Raw genomic sequence first — 19774 nt, forward strand, 5'->3', positions numbered from 1 at the left:
CCCTCCCCCTCCCCCGCACCCGACCGCAGGAACGCGGGAGGGCGCACCGTCCTCGGACGGCTCTCGCTGCCCGAACGGAACTCCGTCGCGGACGCGCTGCGCACCGAGACGGTCGGCGGCGTCCTCCTGCTCCTCGCCGCCGTCGCCGCGCTGATCTGGGCGAACACCCCGGCCCGGGAGAGCTACGAGTCCGTGCGGGACTTCCACTTCGGGCCCGCCGCGCTCGGCCTGGACCTCTCCGTCCAGCACTGGGCCGCCGACGGGCTCCTCGCGGTCTTCTTCTTCGTCGCCGGCGTCGAGCTCAAGCGCGAGCTGGTCGCGGGTGACCTCAAGGACCCGCGGGCCGCCGCGCTCCCCGTCGTCGCCGCGCTCTGCGGGATGGCCGTCCCCGCGCTGGTCTACACCCTGGTCGCCGTCACCGGCGGCGGCTCGCTCGCCGGCTGGGCCGTGCCCACCGCGACCGACATCGCCTTCGCGCTCGCCGTCCTCGCCGTCCTCGGCACCTCGCTGCCGAGCGCCCTGCGCGCCTTCCTGCTCACCCTCGCCGTCGTCGACGACCTCTTCGCGATCCTGATCATCGCGCTCTTCTTCACCGACGACCTGGACTTCGCCGCGCTCGGCGGCGCCGTCGCCGGTCTCGCCGTCCTGTGGCTGCTGCTCAGGAAGGGCGTCCGCGGCTGGTACGTGTACGTGCCGCTCGCCCTGGTCGTCTGGGGCCTGATGTACAACAGCGGCATCCACGCCACCGTCGCCGGCGTCGCGATGGGCCTGATGCTGCGCTGCACCCCCCGCGAGGGCGAGGGCGAGTCCCCCGGCGAGCGCGTCGAGCACCTCGTGCACCCGCTCTCGGCGGGCCTGGCCGTGCCGCTGTTCGCGCTGTTCAGCGCCGGGGTGACGGTGTCGGGCGGCGCGCTCGCGGACGTGTTCGGCCGGCCGGAGACCCTCGGCGTGGTGCTCGGACTCGTCGTCGGCAAGGCGGTCGGGATCTTCGGCGGCACCTGGCTGACGGTCCGTTTCACCAGGGCGTCGCTCTCCGACGACCTCGCCTGGCCGGACGTCTTCGCCGTCGCCTCGCTCGCGGGCATCGGCTTCACCGTGTCGCTGCTCATCGGCGAACTCGCCTTCACGGACGACCCGGCGCTCACCGACGGCGTCAAGGCCGCCGTCCTGACGGGCTCCCTGATCGCCACCGTGCTGTCGGGCGTACTGCTGAAGATCCGCAACAGTAAGTACCGTCGGCTCTGGGAGGAAGAGGAGCGCGACGAGGACCGCTCCGGCGTCCCCGACGTGTACGAGCAGAGCGACCCCGCCTACCACCTGCGCATGGCCGAGATCTACGAGCGCAAGGCCGCCGAACACCGAAGGCTTGCCGAAGTGACGGGCGGGGCAGGCGAGGAGCACGACGGTCCGGCATGATCTGACACACACGGTCCGAAACGTACGGCCCGCACGCAAGACGCCCACCGCGCCGGACAAAGACGAGCAAGACAACGGCGACAAGACAACAGGGAGAACGCGATGAGCGCACCCGACGGCAGCCCGGTCGGCGCCGAACGCAGCATCGGCCAGCTGGTCGCCTCGGCGACGACCGAGCTGTCCGCACTGGTGCATGACGAGATCGCGCTGGCGAAGGCTCAGCTCAAGCGGGACGTCAAGAAGGGAGCGGTCGGCGGGGGCGCGTTCAGCGCGGCCGGCGCCGTGCTGATCTTCTCCCTGCCGATGCTGAGCTTCGCACTGGCGTACGGCATCCGCACCTGGAGCGGCTGGAACATGGCCGTCTGCTTCCTGCTGTCGTTCGCCGCGAACGTGCTGGTCGCCGCGGTGCTCGCGCTGATCGGCGTGGTCTTCGCGAAGAAGGCCAAGAAGGGCAAGGGCCCGCAGAAGACCGCGGCCTCGGTCAAGGAGTCGGCGGCCGTGCTGCAGCACGCGAAGCCCCACCCCCGGCCGGTGGCCCCGCTGGACCGGGTCGGTGACGGAGTCGAGGCTGTGGCACGCTCGTCCTCATGACGGATTCCGCCCCATCGCCGGCGCAACCCACCTCTGTCGTACGGCTCGACGTGCCCGGCGCGAAAGAGGTGATCCACCGGGACGTCGCCGCGAACGGCGCGCGCTTCCACATCGCCGAGACGGGTGACGGTCCGCTGGTCCTGCTGCTGCACGGCTTCCCGCAGTTCTGGTGGACCTGGCGGCACCAGCTGGTGGCGCTCTCCGAGGCGGGCTTCCGCGCGGTCGCCATGGACCTGCGGGGCGTCGGCGGCAGCGACCGCACCCCGCGCGGCTACGACCCGGCCAACCTCGCGCTGGACATCACCGGGGTAATCCGCTCCCTCGGCGAGCCCGACGCCGCGCTGGTCGGCCACGACCTGGGCGGCTACCTGGCGTGGACGGCGGCCGTGATGCGCCCCAAGCTGGTGCGCCGGCTCGTGGTCTCCTCGATGCCGCACCCCCGGCGCTGGCGCTCGGCGATGCTGTCGGACCGCAAGCAGACCGCGGCCGGTTCGTACGTCTGGGGCTTCCAGCGGCCGTGGATCCCGGAGCGCCGGCTGGTCGCCGACGAGGGCGCGTTGGTCGGCCGGCTCGTCCGGGACTGGTCGGGGCCGCGGCAGCCGGACGACGACGTCGTGGAGACGTACCGGCGGGCGATGCTCATCCCCTCGACGGCGCACTGCTCGGTCGAGCCGTACCGCTGGATGGTCCGCTCGATGGCCCGTCCCGACGGCATCCAGTTCAACCGGCGCATGAAGCGGCCGGTGCGGGTGCCGACGCTGCACCTGCACGGCTCGCTCGACCCGGTGATGCGCACGCGCAGCGCGGCGGGATCCGGCGAGTACGTCGAAGCGCCCTACCGCTGGCGGCTGTTCGACGGGCTCGGGCACTTCCCGCACGAGGAGGACCCGGTGGCGTTCTCCACGGAGCTGGTGAACTGGCTCAAGGACCCCGAACCGGACCGCTGAGCCCTTCCGCACCACGGGCCCCACGAATCTCCTGAACGCCTGTTCTACGAACGCCAATTGCCTCGCGCATAGGCCAATTGGGGGGCGTGGGAGCGGTTATCGACCTTGGGGCGGGGGCAGACGTCGGGGTATGGGCTGGACGCACGACTACAGTGACGCCACACGCAACCGCCGCTCGATCGGCGGGCCGAGTTCCCCCCGGAGGGGTACCCCMCAGCTGCAGGGCACAGATCCCCGGCTGGGAATTCCACGCATCCTGCGGCGCCGGGCCCGCTGGGTCTCGGCACGGCTGCGTCATCCCCGCGGCTGAGCCGCCCGCGCCCCCACCCGCGTGAGCACGCGGATCGGAGTACGCGGACCTAGAGTGCGCAGCTGTCGCTGTCCACCTGCTGGTTGGCGGTGCGGCCCTTGAGGATGTCCTCCCGGACCTCGTCCACGGTGAGCGCGTAACCGGTGTCGGGGTCGTCGAGGGACTTCGCGAACACCACGCCGTACACCTTGCCGTCCGGGGTGAGCAGGGGGCCGCCGGAGTTGCCCTGGCGCACGGTCGCGAAGAGCGAGTACACCTCCCGCTGCACGGTGCCCCGGTGGTAGATGTCCGGGCCGTTGGCGGTGATGGAGCCGCGCACGCGCGCCGCGTTGACCGTGTACGAGCCGTTCTCCGGGAAGCCCGCGACGATCGCGCCGTCCTCCCGGACCGCCTCGCGGCCGGCGAACTGCAGGACGGGCGCCCGCAGGTCGGGCACGTCGAGCACGGCGATGTCGCGCTTCCAGTCGTAGAGCACGACCTTCGCCGCGTGCCGCTCGCCCTCGCCGCCTATCTGGACGTACGGCTCGTCCACCCCGCCCACCACGTGGGCGTTGGTCATCACGCGGCGCTGCCCGAAGACGAAGCCGGTGCCCTCCAGGACCTTGCCGCAGCTCTGCGCGGTGCCGGTCACCTTGACGATGGAGCGCTGGGCGCGGGCGGCCACCGGGCTCGTCGCGAGGGCCGGGTCCGGGGCGGGCACCTGGTCGATCTGCTCGTCCGAGAAGGGGCTGAAGACCTGCGGGAAGCCGTTCTGCGCGAGGACCGAGGAGAAGTCGTCGAACCAGGTGTCGGCCTGGTCGGGCAGCGCGTCCGCCACCCCGTGCAGCACCTTCGACTCGCGGACCTCCGTGCCGAGCGTCGGCAGCGTCGTACCGGCGAGGGCCGAACCGATCAGCCAGGCGACGAGGAGCATCGCCACGACGTTGACGAGGGCGCCGCCCGTGGCGTCCAGGGCGCGGGCCGGGGACCAGGTGATGTACCGGCGCAGCTTGTTGCCGAGGTGGGTCGTGAGGGCCTGGCCGACGGAGGCGCAGACGATGACCACGATCACGGCGACGACGGCGGCGGTCGTACCCACCTCCGCGTCGTCGGTCACCGCGTCCCAGACGACGGGCAGGAGGTAGACGGCGACCAGGCCGCCGCCGAGGAAACCGATCACCGACAGGATGCCGACGACGAAGCCCTGTCGGTAGCCCACGATCGCGAACCACACGGCGGCGACCAGCAACAGGATGTCCAGCACGTTCACTGCTTCCAGCCTCGCCTCATCACTTTGCGGTAGCCACGTCCCGACCCGGGGGCCGGCCCGCCGTACGGCGGCAGGGGGCCACGGAGCCCTCCGGCAGGACACAGCACAGGGGCCACCCTGTCATGCGCGCCAGTCGAGCGGGACCTGCTTGTCGCGGTCCCAGGGACGTTCCCACTTCGCGTAGTGCAGCAGGCGGTCGATGATTCCGGCGGTGAAGCCCCACACCAGGGCCGATTCGACCAGGAATGCCGGGCCCGAGTGGCCCCGGGGGTGGACCGCCGTCGCGCGGTTGGCGGGGTCCGTGAGATCCGCCACGGGGACGGTGAAGACCCGCGCGGTCTCGGCCGGATCGACCACGCCGACCGGTGTCGGCTCGCGCCACCAGCCGAGGACCGGGGTGACCACGAAGCCGCTCACCGGGATGTAGAGCTTCGGCAGCACGCCGAAGAGCTGCACGCCGCGGGGGTCGAGCCCGGTCTCCTCCTGCGCCTCGCGCAGGGCGGCCCGCAGGGGCCCGTCGGTCGCCGGGTCGCCGTCCTCGGGGTCGAGGGCGCCGCCGGGGAAGGCGGGCTGTCCCGCGTGCGACCTCAGTGATGTGGCGCGCTCCATGAGCAGCAGCTCGGGGCCGCGCTCGCCCTCGCCGAAGAGGATCAGCACGGCCGACTGGCGTCCCGCGCCGTCCTCCGGCGGCAGGAAGCGGCTCAGCTGGCGGGGCTGGACCGTCTCGACGGCGTGCACCACCGGGTCCAGCCAGCCGGGCAGTCCGGCCGTGGAGAGGACCAGGCCGCTGTCCTGCGGGTCCTGCGGATCGTGCGGGTCATGCGGGTCGTGCGGGTCATGCGTGTCCTGCATCGTGCGGTGCGTGTCCTGCGTGTGGCTCGCGCGCGTCATCGCCACCCCCGTTCATCTGCTCTCAACGCCCGCGGCGCCGTGATTCGTTCCGTCATCCCCTGCCCCGCGCGGGTGAACCTGACGCGGGGGTGTCGGGTGCGGTCGCCCCGAGCGGCGGGGCCGGGATGCCGCCGGCGTCCAGATAGGACTGCGGGGGGTTGAGACGCTGGCCCGGAAAGCCGCCCTTCTCGTACTTCAGCAGCTTCTTCGCCTTCTCCGGGTCCGTCTCGCCCTCCCCGTAGGCCGGGCAGAGCGGGGCGATGGGGCAGGCGCCGCAGGCGGGCTTGCGGGCGTGGCAGATGCGGCGGCCGTGGAAGATCACGTGGTGCGACAGCATCGTCCAGTCGCTCTTCGGGAAGAGCTCGCTGACCGCCGCCTCGATCTTCTCGGGCTCCTTCTCGGCGGTCCACCGCCAGCGCCGTACGAGCCGCTGGAAGTGGGTGTCCACGGTGATGCCGGGGCGGCCGAAGGCGTTCCCGAGGACCACGAAGGCGGTCTTGCGGCCGACGCCGGGCAGCTTGACGAGGTCTTCGAGGCGGCCCGGGACCTCGCCGCCGAAGTCGTCCCGCAGGGCCTTGGAGAGGCCCATCACCGACCTGGTCTTGGACCGGAAGAACCCGGTGGGCCGCAGGATCTCCTCGACGTCCTCCGGGTCCGCCGCCGCCAGGTCCTCGGGCGTGGGGTACTTCGCGAAGAGCGCGGGTGTCGTCTGGTTGACCCTCAGGTCGGTCGTCTGCGCCGACAGGACGGTGGCGACCACCAGTTGGAAGGGGTTCTCGAAGTCCAGCTCCGGGTGGGCGTACGGGTACACCTCCCCGAGCTCCCGGTTGATGCGCCGGGCCCGCCGGACGAGAGCGGTACGCGACTCGTTCCGGGGCGGCGCGGCGGCCTCGCCGTCGGTGGGCTGCTCGGCGGAGACGTTTTTCTTGACGGGCGCCGTCTTCTTGGTCGCCGTCGTCTTTTTGGCGGGGGCCGTCTTTTTGGCGGGGGCCACCTTCTTCGCGGGCGGGGTCGTCTTCGCGGATGCCGTCTTCTTTACGGATGCGGCCTTCTTGGCGGAGGCGGTCTTCTTGGCGGGCGCCGTCTTCTTGGTGGGCGCGGCCGCCTTCGCGGGCGCGGCTTCCTCGGCGGCGGACACGGTCTTCTTCGCGGACACGGCTTTCCTGGCGGACGGGGGCTTCGCAGCCGGTGGGGTCCCCTTGGCGGGAGCTGACTTCTTCGTGGGCGCGGCCCTGCCGGTGGCCGCCTTCGCGGGTACGGGCCTCTTGGCGGAGGCGGGCCGCACGGCCGAGGTCGCCCTTTTCACGACTGCCCCGGCCTGCGCGGCCGAACCGGATCTTCCGGCCTCACCGGCGGCGGTCTTCCCGGCGGGTGCCTCTTTGGCGGGCTTCCCGGCGGGAGGAGCGTTGACCGGCGTGTTCGCCGGGGCGGATCCGGCAGGCGCGGGTTCGGTCGACGCGGGCCCGACCGGTGCCGGCTCGACAGGTGCGGGCTTGGCCGGTGCGGGCTCGACCGAGGTTGGTGCGGCTGCCGCAGACTCGGTGGACGCCGACTCGGTCGGCACGGACCCGGCCGATTCCACCTCGACCGGCGCCTGCTCGACCGCCACTGACTCGGCGGATGTGGGCTCGGCCAAGGCGGACTCGGCCAGCGCGGGCCGGGACGGCGCCGGTTCGGCCGAGGCGGGCTCGGCCGGCGCGGATCTGCGGGCCGTTCTTCTTGCCGCGGCCGCCTTCTTCGTGGCCGCCACCTTCTTCGCGGCCGCGGCCATCTTCGAGGCGGCCGCTCCCACGGCCTGTCCGGCGGCCCCGGCCGCGCTCCTCACCGGCCCCGGCACCGCCGGTTTTGTCGTTTTCTTCGCCCCACCGGAGTCCTGTTCGCCCACAGCGGAATCGCGACGTACACCCACGCGCCCAGCCCCCTTGGCCTGTGCTCTCACCGGCGATTTGGACACCCGGCCAGCCTAGAGCTCACCGCCGACATCTGCCCCGGTCGCCATGGATCAGCCTCCAATTGGCCCCCTGCCGCACTGCGGGACACGCCGGTGCGGCAGACTTGTGACTGATCACACTGTTTGGACCGTCCCGCAAAACGGGGAACACGGACCCCTGGTACACCGGGAAACAAGATCCCCTGAGCAGGTCGACAAGGAGAGAACTCGTGGACGACGTTCTGCGGCGCGCCCCGCTCTTCGCGGCGCTCGATGACGAGCAGGCCGCGGAGCTCCGCGCCTCCATGAGTGAGGTGACCCTCGCACGGGGCGACGCGCTCTTTCACGAAGGCGACCCCGGAGACCGCCTCTACGTGGTCACCGAGGGCAAGGTGAAGCTCCACCGCACATCCCCCGACGGCCGCGAGAACATGCTGGCAGTCCTCGGCCCCGGCGAGCTCATCGGCGAGCTGTCGCTGTTCGACCCCGGCCCGCGCACGGCGACCGCCTCCGCGCTGACCGAGGTGAAGCTGCTGGGTCTCGGCCACGGCGACCTCCAGCCCTGGCTGAACGCGCGGCCCGAGGTGGCCGCCGCTCTGCTGCGCGCCGTCGCCCGGCGGCTGCGCAAGACCAACGACCAGATGTCGGACCTGGTCTTCTCCGACGTGCCGGGCCGCGTCGCCCGGGCGCTCCTGGACCTCTCGCGCCGCTTCGGCGTGCAGTCCGAGGAGGGCATCCACGTCGTGCACGACCTGACACAGGAGGAGCTGGCCCAGCTGGTCGGCGCCTCCCGCGAGACGGTCAACAAGGCGCTCGCGGACTTCGCCGGCCGCGGCTGGCTCCGGCTGGAGGCCCGCGCGGTCATCCTGCTGGACGTGGAGCGCCTCGCGAAGCGCTCGCGCTAGCCGGCCGTACGGCACGTCTTCCCGAAGACGAAGACACGGAGAAGGGCCCCGCCACACCCGGCGGGGCCCTTCTCTCCGTACGGCGTGCCTCACTCGCGGCCGATGAGCCCGTGGTCCCGGAGGTAGTCCAGCTGGGCCCGTACCGACAGCTCCGCCGCCGGCCACAAGGAGCGGTCGACGTCCGCGTAGACGTGCGCGACGACCTGGGACGGGTCCGCGTAGCCGTCCTCGACGGCCGTCTCGACCTGGGCGAGCCGGTGGGCCCGGTGAGCGAGGTAGAACTCGACGACGCCCTGCGCGTCCTCCAGGACGGGCCCGTGGCCCGGCAGGACCGTGTGCACGCCGTCGTCGACCGTCAGGGACCTGAGCCGCCGCAGCGAGTCCAGGTAGTCGCCCAGACGCCCGTCGGGGTGGGCCACGACCGTGGTGCCCCGGCCCAGCACCGTGTCGCCGGTCAGCACCGCTCCATCGGCGGGCAGGTGGAAGCAGAGCGAGTCGGCGGTGTGCCCCGGCGTCGGCACGACCACCAGTTCGAGGCCGCCCACCGTGACCACGTTCCCGGCGGCCAGCCCCTCGTCGCCGAGCCGCAGCGCCGGGTCGAGCGCCCGCACCTTCGTCCCCGTGAGCTGCGCGAACCGCGCCGCGCCCTCGGCGTGGTCCGGATGCCCGTGCGTGAGCAGGGTCAGGGCGATCCGCCTGCCGGCCCTCTCCGCCGTGTCGACGACGTTGCGCAGGTGCACGTCGTCCAGGGGGCCCGGATCGACCACCACCGCGAGCTCGGAGCCGGGCTCGGCCAGGATCCAGGTGTTCGTGCCGTCCAGGGTCATCGCGGAGGCGTTCGGGGCGAGGACGTTGACGGCGCGCTCGGTGGCGGGGCCGGAGAGCACCCCGCCCCGCGGCTGGCCGGGGAGGGCTGCTGCGTCGGTCATGCGGAGGCTCCACCCGTCGGGATGTGTTTGGTGAACTCGTCGTGGCCCGGCCAGCTGAGGACCAGCTCGCCGCCTTCCAGCCGGGCCCGGGCCAGGACCGGGGTCAGGTCCCGTCCGGCTGCTGCCGCGAGGGCCTCGGCGGCGCTCGCGTACGCGCCGATCTGACGCAGGGTCGCCAGGGTGGGCGGCATCATCAGCAGCTCGCCGCGCTCGTAGCCGGCCACCGCCTCGGCGGGGCGGATCCAGACGGTGCGGTCGGCCTCCGTGGAGGCGTTGCGGGTGCGCTGCCCCTGGGGCAGCGCGGCCACGAAGAACCAGGTGTCGTAGCGGCGGGGCTCGAACTCCGGGGTGATCCAGCGCGTCCAGGCGCCCAGCAGGTCGGAGCGCAGGACGAGCCCGCGGCGGTCGAGGAACTCGGCGAAGGACAGCTCCCGGGCGACCAGGGCGGCCCGGTCGGCCTCCCAGTCGTCCCCGGTGGTGTCACCGACCACCGTGTCCGGCGTCGGGCCCGCGAGCAGGACGCCCGCCTCCTCGTACGTCTCGCGGACCGCCGCGCAGACGATCGCCTGGGCGGCGTCCTCGTCGACGTCGAGCCGCGATGCCCACCACGCGCGCGTGGGGCCCGCCCAGCGCACGTGCCGGTCGTCGTCCCTCGGGTCCACTCCGCCGCCGGGATACGCGTACGCGCCTCCGGCGAAGGCCATGGAGGCGCGTCTGCGCAGCATGTGTACGACGGGGGCGGAGCCGGTGTCCTTCAGGAGCATCACGGTGGCCGCCCGCCTGGGGGCGACCGGTGTGAGCGTGCCGTCCGCCAGTGCGCGGATCCTCTCGGGCCACTCCGGGGGGTACCACTGACCGTTCGCCATGGGCGGAGGCTATCCCGGAGCGGGCCGATGTTCGAGAGACGACCATCACGTCCCCACGGAGGCACCGGCGGAGGCGCCTACGGGGACGCCTGCGGGGGAATCCTGCAGAGGCACCCCGCAGCCGACGGCGGCGTGCCTACGCCTCCGTCAGCTCCACCTGGATCTCGACCTCCACGGGCGCGTCGAGCGGCAGGACCGCCACGCCGACCGCGCTGCGCGCGTGCACGCCCTTGTCGCCGAGGACCTCGCCCAGCAGCTCGCTCGCGCCGTTCAGCACGGCGGGCTGGCCGGTGAAGTCGGCGGCCGAGGCGACGAAGCCCACGACCTTCACCACGCGCGCGATGCGGTCGAGGTCGCCCGCGACCGACTTGACCGCCGCGAGGGCGTTCAGCGCACAGATGCGGGCCAGGTCCCTGGCCTCCTCCGGCGTGACCTCCGCGCCCACCTTGCCGGTGAGCGGAAGCTTGCCGTCCACCATCGGGAGCTGGCCTGCCGTGTACACGTACACGCCCGACCGCACCGCCGGCTGGTAGGCGGCCAGCGGGGGCACGACGTCCGGCAGGGTCAGTCCCAGTTCCGCAAGCTTCGCCTCGACCGCGCTCACGCGGCCTTCTCCCGCTTCAGGTAGGCGACGAGCTGCTCGGGGTTGTTCGGCCCGGGCACGACCTGGACGAGCTCCCAGCCGTCCTCGCCCCAGGTGTCCAGAATCTGCTTCGTGGCGTGGACGAGCAGAGGCACGGTTGCGTATTCCCACTTGGTCATGGGGGCGACTGTATCCGCTGGCGCGACACGCCCTCGCGGCACCGCGGCCCCCGCGGCACCGCAGCCGCCGCGGCGGCCGATGACTGGACGGGTGACTGGACGGGGTGACTGGACGGGGTGCTCCGCGGGCACCCGGAAGCGAGGCAGGGCCGGTGGGTCACCGGTCGCGGACCGGGGCCGCGGGGCCACGGACGCCGCAACCCGACCCACGGCCACCGCGACACCGAGTGAGGAATTAGGCTCGAAGACGTGAGCAGGCTTCAGGTCGTCAGCGGCAAGGGCGGTACCGGAAAGACCACGGTCGCCGCAGCACTCGCGCTCGCCCTCGCGACCGAGGGCAAACGCACCCTTCTGGTCGAGGTCGAGGGCAGACAGGGCATCGCGCAGCTCTTCGAGACGGAGGCGCTGCCCTACGAGGAGCGGAAGATCGCCGTCGCTCCCGGTGGCGGGGAGGTGTACGCACTCGCCATCGACCCCGAGCTGGCCCTCCTGGACTACCTCCAGATGTTCTACAAGCTCGGCGGCGCCGGCCGCGCCCTGAAGAAACTGGGCGCCATAGACTTCGCGACCACCATCGCGCCGGGCCTGCGGGACGTGCTCCTGACGGGCAAGGCCTGCGAGGCCGTCCGCCGCAAGGACAAGCGCGGACGGTTCGTGTACGACTACGTGGTGATGGACGCGCCGCCGACCGGCCGGGTCACCCGCTTCCTCAACGTGAACGACGAGGTGGCCGGGCTCGCCAAGATCGGCCCGATCCACAACCAGGCGCAGGCCGTCATGCGGGTCCTGAAGTCGCCCGAGACCGCCGTGCACCTGGTGACGCTCCTGGAGGAGATGCCCGTCCAGGAGACCGCCGACGGCATCGCGGAGCTGCGTGCGGCGCGGCTGCCGGTGGGGCGGACCATCGTGAACATGGTGCGGCCCGCGATCCTCGACGAGGCCGACCTGGAACTCACCCGCGAGGCGCCGCGCACGGCCATCGCCAAGTCGCTGTCGGCCGCCGGACTCGGCGGTGCGCGCCGCGGCGGGGTCGCCGAGCGGCTGGTGGACCCGCTCCTGGACCAGGCGTACGCGTACGCCGAGCGGCACGCGCTGGAGCGTGAGCAGCGGGCCGTCCTGCAGGACCTGGGCCTGCCGCTGCACGAACTGCCGCTGCTCGCCGAGGGGATGGACCTCGCGGGCCTGTACGAACTCGCCACGGAACTGCGTCAGCAAGGGATCTCATGAGTCAGGACCCGGCCCGCGCAAACGATTCTTCCTCCGGCCGCGCAGCAGCCCACCCAGCCCATCCGTCCGACCCGGCCCGTGCGATCGACTCCACGGGGGCGGACGTCCTCGGCGTCGATCCCCTGATCGACGATCCCGGGACCCGCATCGTGGTCTGCTGCGGCTCGGGCGGCGTCGGCAAGACCACCACCGCGGCGGCCCTGGGCCTGCGGGCCGCCGAGCGCGGCCGCAAGGTGGTCGTCCTCACCATCGACCCGGCGCGCAGGCTCGCCCAGTCCATGGGCATCGACGCGCTGGACAACACGCCGCGCCGGGTGAAGGGCATCGACGACTCCGCGGGCGGCGAGCTGCACGCGATGATGCTCGACATGAAGCGCACCTTCGACGAGATCGTCGAGGCGCACGCGGACCGCGAGCGGGCGGCCGCCATCCTGGGCAACCCGTTCTACCAGTCGCTCTCGGCGGGCTTCGCGGGCACCCAGGAGTACATGGCGATGGAGAAGCTGGGGCAGCTGCGGGCGCGCGACGAGTGGGACCTCATCGTCGTCGACACGCCGCCCTCGCGCTCGGCCCTCGACTTCCTGGACGCCCCGAAGCGGCTCGGGTCGTTCCTGGACGGCAAGCTGATCCGGCTGCTGACCGCGCCGGCGAAGCTGGGCGGCCGGGCCGGGATGAAGTTCCTGAACGTCGGGATGTCGATGATGACCGGCACCCTCGGCAAACTGCTGGGCGGCCAGCTCCTGAAGGACGTGCAGACGTTCGTGGCCGCCATGGACACCACCTTCGGCGGCTTCCGCACCCGCGCGGACGCCACGTACAAGCTGCTCCAGGCGCCCGGCACGGCGTTCCTGGTGGTCGCGGCCCCGGAGCGGGACGCGCTGCGCGAGGCGGCCTACTTCGTGGAGCGGCTGGCCGCCGAGGACATGCCGCTCGCCGGTCTCGTGCTGAACCGGGTCCACGGCAGCGGTGCCACCCGGCTGTCCGCCGAGCGTGCGCTGGCCGCCGCGGAAAATCTTGTGGAAGCCCGCATTGTGGATCAGGCGGACGGGAAAGCTGGCCTTCGTAACTCTCCCGACACGTACGGCAGTTCAGAACCACCCGCTACCGAGGGACCCGCTACCGAGACCGCTGCTCCCGAGACCACCGCTCCCGAGGCTCCCGCTTCCGACGCAGGCTCCCCCGCCGCGGACCGGACCGACGCCGAGGGACCCGGGACGACCGACCGCACCGTCGCACACCTCACCGCAGGCCTGCTGAGGCTGCACGCCGAGCGCATGCAGCTGCTCTCCCGCGAGCAGCGCACACGCGACCGCTTCACCGCGCTCCACCCGGAGGTGGCGGTGGCGGAGGTGGCCGCGCTGCCCGGCGACGTGCACGACCTGACAGGACTGCGGGACATCGGGGACCGGCTCGCGACCGGTACCCCACCGGCCGGAGCCTCCTGAGCCTCTCCGGAGCCCCCTGGGTCTCCTCGGGCTCACGGGGCTCGTACACGTGCGTGCGCACGCACATGACGCACGCGGCACACGTGACGTACACGGCGCATGCGGTACGTGCGTCGCACGCCGCGCACGTGACGTACACGAAAGCGTGCGGCGTATACGAACGTGCGCGTGAAGGGAGCCGGTCAGCGGTCGGTCAGCCCACCGCTGCGTAGTTCTCGTACACCTCTTCCTCGTCGAGGGGCAGGATCCCCGCCCCCCGCTCGTACTCGGTACGCGCGGTTTCGAGCAGCCTGCGCCAGGAGGTGACGGTCGGCCGCCTGCGCAGCAGTGCGCGGCGCTCCCGCTCCGTCATCCCTCCCCACACGCCGAACTCGACGCGGTTGTCCAGCGCGTCGGCCAGGCACTCCGTACGCACCGGACATCCGGTGCACACCGCCTTGGCCCTGTTCTGCGCTGCTCCCTGCACGAACAGTTCATCCGGATCGGTAGTGCGGCAGGCCGCCTGCGCACTCCAGTCGGTTACCCAGCCCATACCGGCGCCGTCCTCTCCCGAATCGAGGCTCCCCCACGGCGGCAGCGGCATATTCACCGCCGCCAGTTGAGGACGTTACGGAAGGTGGGCAGAGTCAACCAGCCCCTTCGGGCCCAATCTTGAATGGTCCGAATGGACTATGGGTACGCGACAGATCACCCAACGGAGTGACCCGACGACATACGTGACCTTCCCGGCGAACCGGGAGGATTGAGTGGTGTCACAACGGACGCCGGGTGACACATACGGCGTATCCGGGCACGTCTTCGACAAAAAAGTCGCGTGGGGTCCGAAACGATTCGGGGTCGCCGGACGTATTGATACGTGGCCCTACTGCTGTGACAGTTGAGAGCAGCTTAGGCCAATGCCTTACGCGTGTCCGGCGAATGAGAACGTAGGCTGCCCTCATGCCAAAAAAGCGCTCGGGCGGTGGTCTGTCTCCCACGCAGCAGGCCGCCAAGTTCCTCGGTGTCAGTGTGCTCGCGGGGGCCGTCATGGCAGGGATCGCCGTGCCGGCGTTCGGCGCGCTCGGTCTGGCCGCCAAGGGATCGGTCGAGGGGTTCGACGAGATCCCGGCCAACCTGAAGCGGCCGCCACTGAGCCAGCGCACCACGATCCTGGACAACCAGGGCGGCCAGATCGCCACGGTCTACTCGCGTGACCGCACGGTGGTCGACCTCAAGGACATGTCGCCGTACATGCAGAAGGCGATCGTCGCGATCGAGGACGCGCGCTTCTACGAGCACGGCGCGGTCGACCTCAAGGGCGTCCTGCGCGCCCTCAACAAGAACGCGCAGAGCGGTGGCGTCTCGGAGGGCGCCTCGACGCTCACGCAGCAGTACGTGAAGAACGTCTTCGTGGAGGAGGCCGGCGACGACCCGACGAAGGTCGCCCAGGCCACCCAGCAGACCCTCGGCCGCAAGGTCCGCGAGCTGAAGTTCGCGATCCAGGTCGAGGAGGAGCTGGGCAAGAAGAAGATCCTCGAGAACTACCTGAACATCACGTTCTTCGGGCAGCAGGCCTACGGCGTGGAGGCCGCCGCCCAGCGCTACTTCTCCAAGTCGGCCAAGGACCTGGAGCTGCAGGAGGCCGCGCTGCTCGCCGGCATCGTCCAGTCGCCGAGCCGGTACGACCCGGTCAACGACGAGGCCGAGGCCGTGAAGCGGCGCAACGTGGTGCTGCAGCGCATGGCCGAGGTGCACGACATCACGCAGGCGGAGGCCGCCGCGGCGAAGGCGAAGCCGCTCGGCCTGAAGGTCAGCAAGCCGAAGAACGGCTGCATCACGGCCGTCAAGGACTCCAGCTTCTTCTGCGACTACGTGCGCGAGGTGTTCCTGACCGACCCGGTCTTCGGCAAGACCCAGAAGGCGCGCGCCAAGGTCTGGAACCAGGGCGGTCTGACGATCCGCACGACGCTCGACCCGCAGGCACAGAAATCGGTCCAGACCTCGCTCAAGAGCCACGTCAACAAGACGGACAAGGTCGCGGCGGCCTCGACGCTCGTCGAGCCCGGCTCCGGCAAGATCCTCGCGATGGGCCAGTCGAAGCCGTACGGCTACGGCAAGAACGAGACCGAGATCAACTACTCGGTCGACCACTCCATGGGCGGCTCGAACTTTGGCTTCCCGACCGGTTCGACGTTCAAGCCGTTCCTGGCGGCGGCGGCGCTGGAGGAGGGCAAGCAGCCCACGCAGGTCTATCCGGCGCCGTACGAGATGCCGTACCCCGACAGCGTCCGGGCGTGCGACGGCAAGACCTGGCGCAACAGCGGCAACGCGAAGGTCGAGAACGAGGACGAGTCGGAGGTCGGCCCGTACCCGCTCAAGAAGGCCATGGAGCTGTCGGTCAACACGTACTTCGTGCAGATGCTCGAAGACACCGGCATGTGCCCGGTCGTGAACCTCACCGACAAGCTGGGCGTCGTGCAGGGCAACGGCACCAAGCTGCCCCAGGTGCCCTCGTCGCTCACCCTGGGCTCCACCGGTATCTCGCCGCTGACCATGGCGAGCGCGTACGCCGCCTTCGCCAACCGCGGCACCTACTGCACGCCGATCGCGATCGCGTCGATCAGCCAGCAGCTCGGCGGTGAGAAGAAGTCCCTGGAGGTGCCGAAGTCGTCGTGCTCGCGCGCGATGTCGGAGACCACCGCGGACACCATCAACACGCTGCTCAGCGGCGTGGTCGACTCCGGTACGGGTCAGCAGGCCGGTCTCACCGACCGCGCCAACGCCGGCAAGACCGGTACGACGGACTACCGCAAGAACGCCTGGTTCGTCGGCTACACGCCGAACATGTCCGGCGCGGTCTGGGTCGGCAGCGCCACCCAGAAGGTCAAGATGGTCAACATCACGATCGGCGGGCAGTGGCACGAGAAGGTCTTCGGCGGCGCGGTGCCGGGACCGATCTGGAAGGACGCCATGACCGGCGCCCTGTCGGGCAAGGACTCCCCCGGCTTCAACCTCGTCGACATCCCGGACCCCAAGGACGACGGGGACAAGGGCCGTGGCGACGGGGGCAACGGCGACGACGGCCGTCCCGGCGACGGAAACGGAAACGGGAACGGGAACGGGAACGGGGAGAACCGGGGAAATGACAACGGGGGCGGCAACAACGGCGGCCCCGGTCAACCCCAGATCCCGACGCCGACCTTCTCCATCCCGGACGAGTGGACGATCGGCGGCAACGACGGCGGCGGTAATGGCGGCAACGGCGGGCCCGGCGGGGGGAACGGGAACGGGGGGAACTGGCCGTAGGCCGGGTTCACTGGCCGTAGGCCGGGTTCCGTCTCGTAGACGCATACGCACGTACGCCGATGGGGGCGCCCCTTGTGACAAGGGGCGCCCCCATCGGCGTACAGCGGTGGCGGGTGTGGGCGCGGCGGCTGGTGCGGGCGCGGGGACGCGGGCGCGTACAGCGGTGGCGGGTCGCGGACGTCGCGGCCAGCCCCGCAGGTCACGGCCGGCCTCGCGGGGCGCCCGTCGCTCAGCCCGCGAGCAGCTTCTTCACCGTGGCGGCGACGCGGCCGCCCTCGGCCAGACCGGCCACCTTCGGGTTCACGATCTTCATGACCTGGCCCATGGCCCGGGGGCCCTCGGCGCCGGCCGCCTTCGCCTCCTCGACCGCCTGCGCGACGATCTGCCGGAGCTCGTCGTCGGAGAGCTGCTTCGGCAGGTACTCGGCGAGCACCTCGCCCTCCGCCTTCTCGCGCTCGGCCGACTCGGCACGGCCGCCCTGCGCGAAGGCCTCGGCCGCCTCGCGGCGCTTCTTCGCCTCCTTGGCGATCACCTTCTGCACCTCGTCGTCGGAGAGCTCGCGCTTCTCCTTGCCCGCGACCTCCTCCTTCTGGATCGCGGCGAGGGTCAGCCGGAGCGTCGAGGAGCGGAGCTCGTCGCGCTCCTTGATCGCGGCGTTGAGGTCTGCCTGCAGCTTCGACTTGAGCGTGGTCATGGGGCGATTGTCGCAGGTGTGGTGCACATGCCGCCCGTGGTTTTGGGCCCGGTCGGCCGGTGGGCTCCCGCGGGGTCCGGTCCGGCCGGGGTCTGACACGATGGACGCATGCGCGCGCGATACGGAGTACCCCTGGGAATTGCGGCGGCAGGCGCCGCCGGTCTGCTCTACTCGGCGGGGTTCGAGGCCCGCTCGTTCCGTCTTCGACGGGTGACGATCCCGGTGCTGCCGCCAGGGATGCGGCCCCTGCGCGTGCTCCAGGTCTCCGACATCCACATGGTGAGCGGCCAGCGCAAGAAGCAGCGCTGGCTGCGTTCGCTGGCCGGGCTGCGCCCCGACTTCGTCATCAACACCGGGGACAACCTCTCCGACCCCGAGGGCGTGCCGGAGGTCATGGACGCCCTCGGCCCCCTGATGGAGTTCCCCGGGGCGTACGTCTTCGGCTCGAACGACTACTACGGGCCCACGCTGCGCAACCCCGCCCGCTACCTGTACGAGAAGGTGCAGGGCCGGCACGGGCTGAACGGCAACGCGCCCGCCACGAACGTGGTCCACAACCCGTGGGAGGAGCTGCGCGACGGGTTCGACGCCGCGGGCTGGCTGAACCTGACGAACACCCGGGGCTCGCTGAAGATCGACGGCCACGAGATCGAGCTGACCGGACTCGACGACCCGCACGTCAAGCGTGACCGGTACGCGCGCGTGGCCGGCGGCCCGTCCGACTCGGCCGACGTCTCGCTGGGCATCGTGCACGCGCCGTACCTGCGCGCGCTGGACGCGTTCACCGCGGACGGCTACCCGCTGATCCTGGCGGGCCACACGCACGGCGGCCAGCTGTGCATCCCCTTCTACGGGGCCCTGGTCACCAACTGCGACCTGGACACCGAGCGGGTGAAGGGCCTGTCCAAGCACACGGAGGCGGAGTCCGGTCGGACGTCCTACATGCACGTGTCGGCGGGTTGCGGGACGAGCAGGTACACCCCGGTACGGTTCGCGTGCCCTCCGGAGGCGACGCTGCTGACGCTGACGGAGGCGACGGGCGCGTAGCGGGGCGCAGCGGAGCGCGTAGCGGGCCTGGGGCCCGGGGCGTACGGGAGCCTGCGGGGCGGTCGGCGACACCCGTCCAGCCCAACCCACATCGCCCCTTTTGTCCGATTTGCCTAACGTGAGGGCATGACCGCCCCCATACCCGCGGACATCCCGGACATCCCCAGGATCCCCGGTATAGCCGCCAACGCCGCCGCTGCCGCCGTCCCCGTCGTGCCGGCGTACGCGGTGGTCCCGCGCGTACGCCGCCCCCTGGTCGCCGCCTTCCGCCTCCTGATCGCCCTGTCGGCGGTCGCGGGCGTCGCGCTCGCCCTGCTCCTGGGCAGCCCGACCCGCGTCCCGGGCTACTTCACGATCCTCAGCACCCTCATGGTGGCCGTGGTGTCCACGGTCACCGCCAGGAGGGCCTGGACGGCACGCCACCCGCTCCGGGCGTCCGTCACCGCCTGCACGCTGCTGTACGCGGTCGGCGGGAGCCTGGTCTACCACCTGCTCCTGGCCGACAACCCGACCACGTTCTCCATGACGGGCGCCGCCGGCCAGGCCACCGGCCCGCTCACCGGCTGGCACGCGCTGACGAGCCTGCTGCTGCACACGGTGATCCCGGTCGCGGTGGCGGTGGACTGGCTCCTGCTGACCCTGCCGGGGGCGCTGCGCCTGCAGAGCGCGATCACCTGGATGATCCTGCCGCTGGCGTACCTGGCCTGCACGGTGGCCAGGGGCCTGCTCCTGCCCCCGGGCACGCAGGACCGCTACCCGTACCCCTTCCTGGACGTCTCCGAGCTCGGCTTCGTCGAGGTCCTGGGCAACATCGCGATCCTGGGCGTCGCCTGCTACGGCCTGGCGGTCCTGATCGTCGCCGTGGACCACGTCAGGCCGGGGTCGCGCCGCCACCGGCCCCCCGAAAACCGGATTTCGTCTCCGGCCACCAGTGGGCTAAAGTAAACGACGTCGCCACGGCACCGACCACGAGAGTGGCCCGCCACAGCGACATCGGGGTGTAGCGCAGCTTGGCAGCGCGCTTCGTTCGGGACGAAGAGGTCGTGGGTTCAAATCCCGCCACCCCGACAGTGAAATACCAGGTCAGGGGCCTGATCCGCTTAGCGGGTCGGGCCCCTGAGTGGTTCCTGGGGCTGTTCTGGGAGCCGTGCGGGAGCCAAATTTGGGATCCAGCTCCCGTACCCGCCTCCACCCGCGCCCGCTCCCAGGGATCCGGATCCCGCAGGCAGGACAGCGAGTCCCTCAGGAATAAGCACCTGCTCACACGGCCCTGGAAGACT

20 protein-coding genes and 1 tRNA gene are annotated in these 19774 nt (G+C 71.5%); 12 read left to right on the forward strand and 9 right to left on the reverse strand.

All coding sequences use genetic code 11. From position 1 onward, the window contains the following. Positions 1–66 precede the first annotated feature (66 nt). The 4 genes from nhaA (at position 67) to FGF04_RS41120 (ending at position 3264) form a co-directional block, all read left to right on the forward strand. Complete coding sequence (gene nhaA / locus FGF04_RS17690) at positions 67–1416, forward strand: Na+/H+ antiporter NhaA (protein ID WP_149512345.1); 1350 nt, start codon at positions 67–69, stop codon at positions 1414–1416. Between the two features lie 102 nt (positions 1417–1518). Next, positions 1519–2007, forward strand: coding sequence for a phage holin family protein (locus tag FGF04_RS17695; RefSeq protein ID WP_149512205.1), 489 nt, complete (start codon positions 1519–1521; stop codon positions 2005–2007). Further along, a complete protein-coding gene (locus FGF04_RS17700; protein ID WP_149512206.1) occupies positions 2004–2954 on the forward strand; it encodes an alpha/beta fold hydrolase in 951 nt (316 codons plus the stop codon). Before FGF04_RS17695 ends, FGF04_RS17700 begins: the two co-directional genes overlap by 4 nt. 130 nt (positions 2955–3084) lie before the next feature. Continuing rightward, positions 3085–3264 carry a hypothetical protein gene (locus FGF04_RS41120; RefSeq protein WP_149512207.1) on the forward strand — a complete coding sequence of 60 codons (180 nt, stop codon included), beginning with the start codon at positions 3085–3087 and terminating at the stop codon, positions 3262–3264. Positions 3265–3313: 49 nt separating this feature from the next. On the opposite strand, the gene FGF04_RS17710 is transcribed toward FGF04_RS41120, so the two are convergent. The 3 genes from FGF04_RS17710 to nth form a co-directional block, all read right to left on the reverse strand. Beyond that, entirely contained in the window at positions 3314–4513 is a 1200-nt protein-coding gene (locus FGF04_RS17710) for a MarP family serine protease (RefSeq protein WP_149512208.1), read from the reverse strand. Between the two features lie 120 nt (positions 4514–4633). Further along, a complete protein-coding gene (locus tag FGF04_RS17715) occupies positions 4634–5296 on the reverse strand; it encodes an NUDIX hydrolase (protein WP_149512346.1) in 663 nt (220 codons plus the stop codon). A 160-nt stretch (positions 5297–5456) separates the two neighbouring features. After that, entirely contained in the window at positions 5457–6560 is a 1104-nt protein-coding gene (nth, locus tag FGF04_RS17720; protein WP_149512209.1) for an endonuclease III, read from the reverse strand. Between the two features lie 64 nt (positions 6561–6624). On the opposite strand from nth, the gene FGF04_RS17725 reads away from it, so the two are divergent. Then, positions 6625–7371: a hypothetical protein gene (locus FGF04_RS17725; protein ID WP_149512210.1), complete on the forward strand. Its 747-nt coding sequence runs from the start codon at positions 6625–6627 to the stop codon at positions 7369–7371. 193 nt (positions 7372–7564) lie between these two features. Then, the gene (locus FGF04_RS17735) at positions 7565–8239 is read left to right on the forward strand and encodes a Crp/Fnr family transcriptional regulator (RefSeq protein ID WP_016642758.1); all 675 of its coding nucleotides are present in this window, start codon (positions 7565–7567) and stop codon (positions 8237–8239) included. An 89-nt stretch (positions 8240–8328) separates the two neighbouring features. Here the strand turns inward: FGF04_RS17735 and FGF04_RS17740 are convergent, their stop codons facing one another. The 4 genes from FGF04_RS17740 to FGF04_RS17755 form a co-directional block, all read right to left on the reverse strand. Next, on the reverse strand, positions 8329–9168 hold the full coding sequence (locus tag FGF04_RS17740; RefSeq protein ID WP_149512212.1) for an MBL fold metallo-hydrolase: 840 nt from the start codon (positions 9166–9168) through the stop codon (positions 8329–8331). After that, entirely contained in the window at positions 9165–10034 is an 870-nt protein-coding gene (locus FGF04_RS17745; RefSeq protein ID WP_149512213.1) for an NUDIX hydrolase, read from the reverse strand. The genes FGF04_RS17740 and FGF04_RS17745 overlap by 4 nt, the downstream gene beginning before the upstream one ends. Positions 10035–10170: 136 nt before the next feature. Further along, a complete protein-coding gene (locus FGF04_RS17750; RefSeq protein WP_149512214.1) occupies positions 10171–10638 on the reverse strand; it encodes a RidA family protein in 468 nt (155 codons plus the stop codon). Then, positions 10635–10796: a DUF4177 domain-containing protein gene (locus FGF04_RS17755; protein WP_014178397.1), complete on the reverse strand. Its 162-nt coding sequence runs from the start codon at positions 10794–10796 to the stop codon at positions 10635–10637. Before FGF04_RS17755 ends, FGF04_RS17750 begins: the two co-directional genes overlap by 4 nt. Positions 10797–11045: 249 nt before the next feature. Here FGF04_RS17755 and FGF04_RS17760 point away from each other — a divergent pair, with 249 nt between their 5' ends. Next, positions 11046–12023: an ArsA family ATPase gene (locus FGF04_RS17760; protein WP_149512215.1), complete on the forward strand. Its 978-nt coding sequence runs from the start codon at positions 11046–11048 to the stop codon at positions 12021–12023. Then, the gene (locus FGF04_RS17765; RefSeq protein ID WP_149512216.1) at positions 12020–13468 is read left to right on the forward strand and encodes an ArsA family ATPase; all 1449 of its coding nucleotides are present in this window, start codon (positions 12020–12022) and stop codon (positions 13466–13468) included. Before FGF04_RS17760 ends, FGF04_RS17765 begins: the two co-directional genes overlap by 4 nt. Positions 13469–13661: 193 nt before the next feature. On the opposite strand, the gene wblA is transcribed toward FGF04_RS17765, so the two are convergent. Further along, on the reverse strand, positions 13662–14000 hold the full coding sequence (wblA, locus tag FGF04_RS17770) for a transcriptional regulator WblA (RefSeq protein WP_055515737.1): 339 nt from the start codon (positions 13998–14000) through the stop codon (positions 13662–13664). Between the two features lie 407 nt (positions 14001–14407). On the opposite strand from wblA, the gene FGF04_RS17780 reads away from it, so the two are divergent. Next, positions 14408–16753 (forward strand): transglycosylase domain-containing protein, encoded by a 2346-nt coding sequence (locus tag FGF04_RS17780; protein WP_149512217.1) that lies wholly within the window; start codon positions 14408–14410, stop codon positions 16751–16753. A gap of 229 nt (positions 16754–16982) precedes the next feature. On the opposite strand, the gene FGF04_RS17785 is transcribed toward FGF04_RS17780, so the two are convergent. Beyond that, the gene (locus FGF04_RS17785; protein ID WP_149512218.1) at positions 16983–17447 is read right to left on the reverse strand and encodes a GatB/YqeY domain-containing protein; all 465 of its coding nucleotides are present in this window, start codon (positions 17445–17447) and stop codon (positions 16983–16985) included. Between the two features lie 108 nt (positions 17448–17555). Here FGF04_RS17785 and FGF04_RS17790 point away from each other — a divergent pair, with 108 nt between their 5' ends. The 3 genes from FGF04_RS17790 (at position 17556) to FGF04_RS17800 (ending at position 19562) form a co-directional block, all read left to right on the forward strand. After that, on the forward strand, positions 17556–18494 hold the full coding sequence (locus FGF04_RS17790) for a metallophosphoesterase (protein ID WP_149512219.1): 939 nt from the start codon (positions 17556–17558) through the stop codon (positions 18492–18494). Positions 18495–18620: 126 nt separating this feature from the next. Then, the gene (locus FGF04_RS17795; protein ID WP_149512220.1) at positions 18621–19439 is read left to right on the forward strand and encodes a Pr6Pr family membrane protein; all 819 of its coding nucleotides are present in this window, start codon (positions 18621–18623) and stop codon (positions 19437–19439) included. A 49-nt stretch (positions 19440–19488) separates the two neighbouring features. After that, positions 19489–19562: transfer RNA gene (locus FGF04_RS17800), tRNA-Pro, on the forward strand. The last annotated feature ends 212 nt before the right edge of the window (positions 19563–19774 follow it).

The organism is Streptomyces apricus (assembly GCF_008369065.1).
Lineage (GTDB): Bacteria > Actinomycetota > Actinomycetes > Streptomycetales > Streptomycetaceae > Streptomyces > Streptomyces apricus.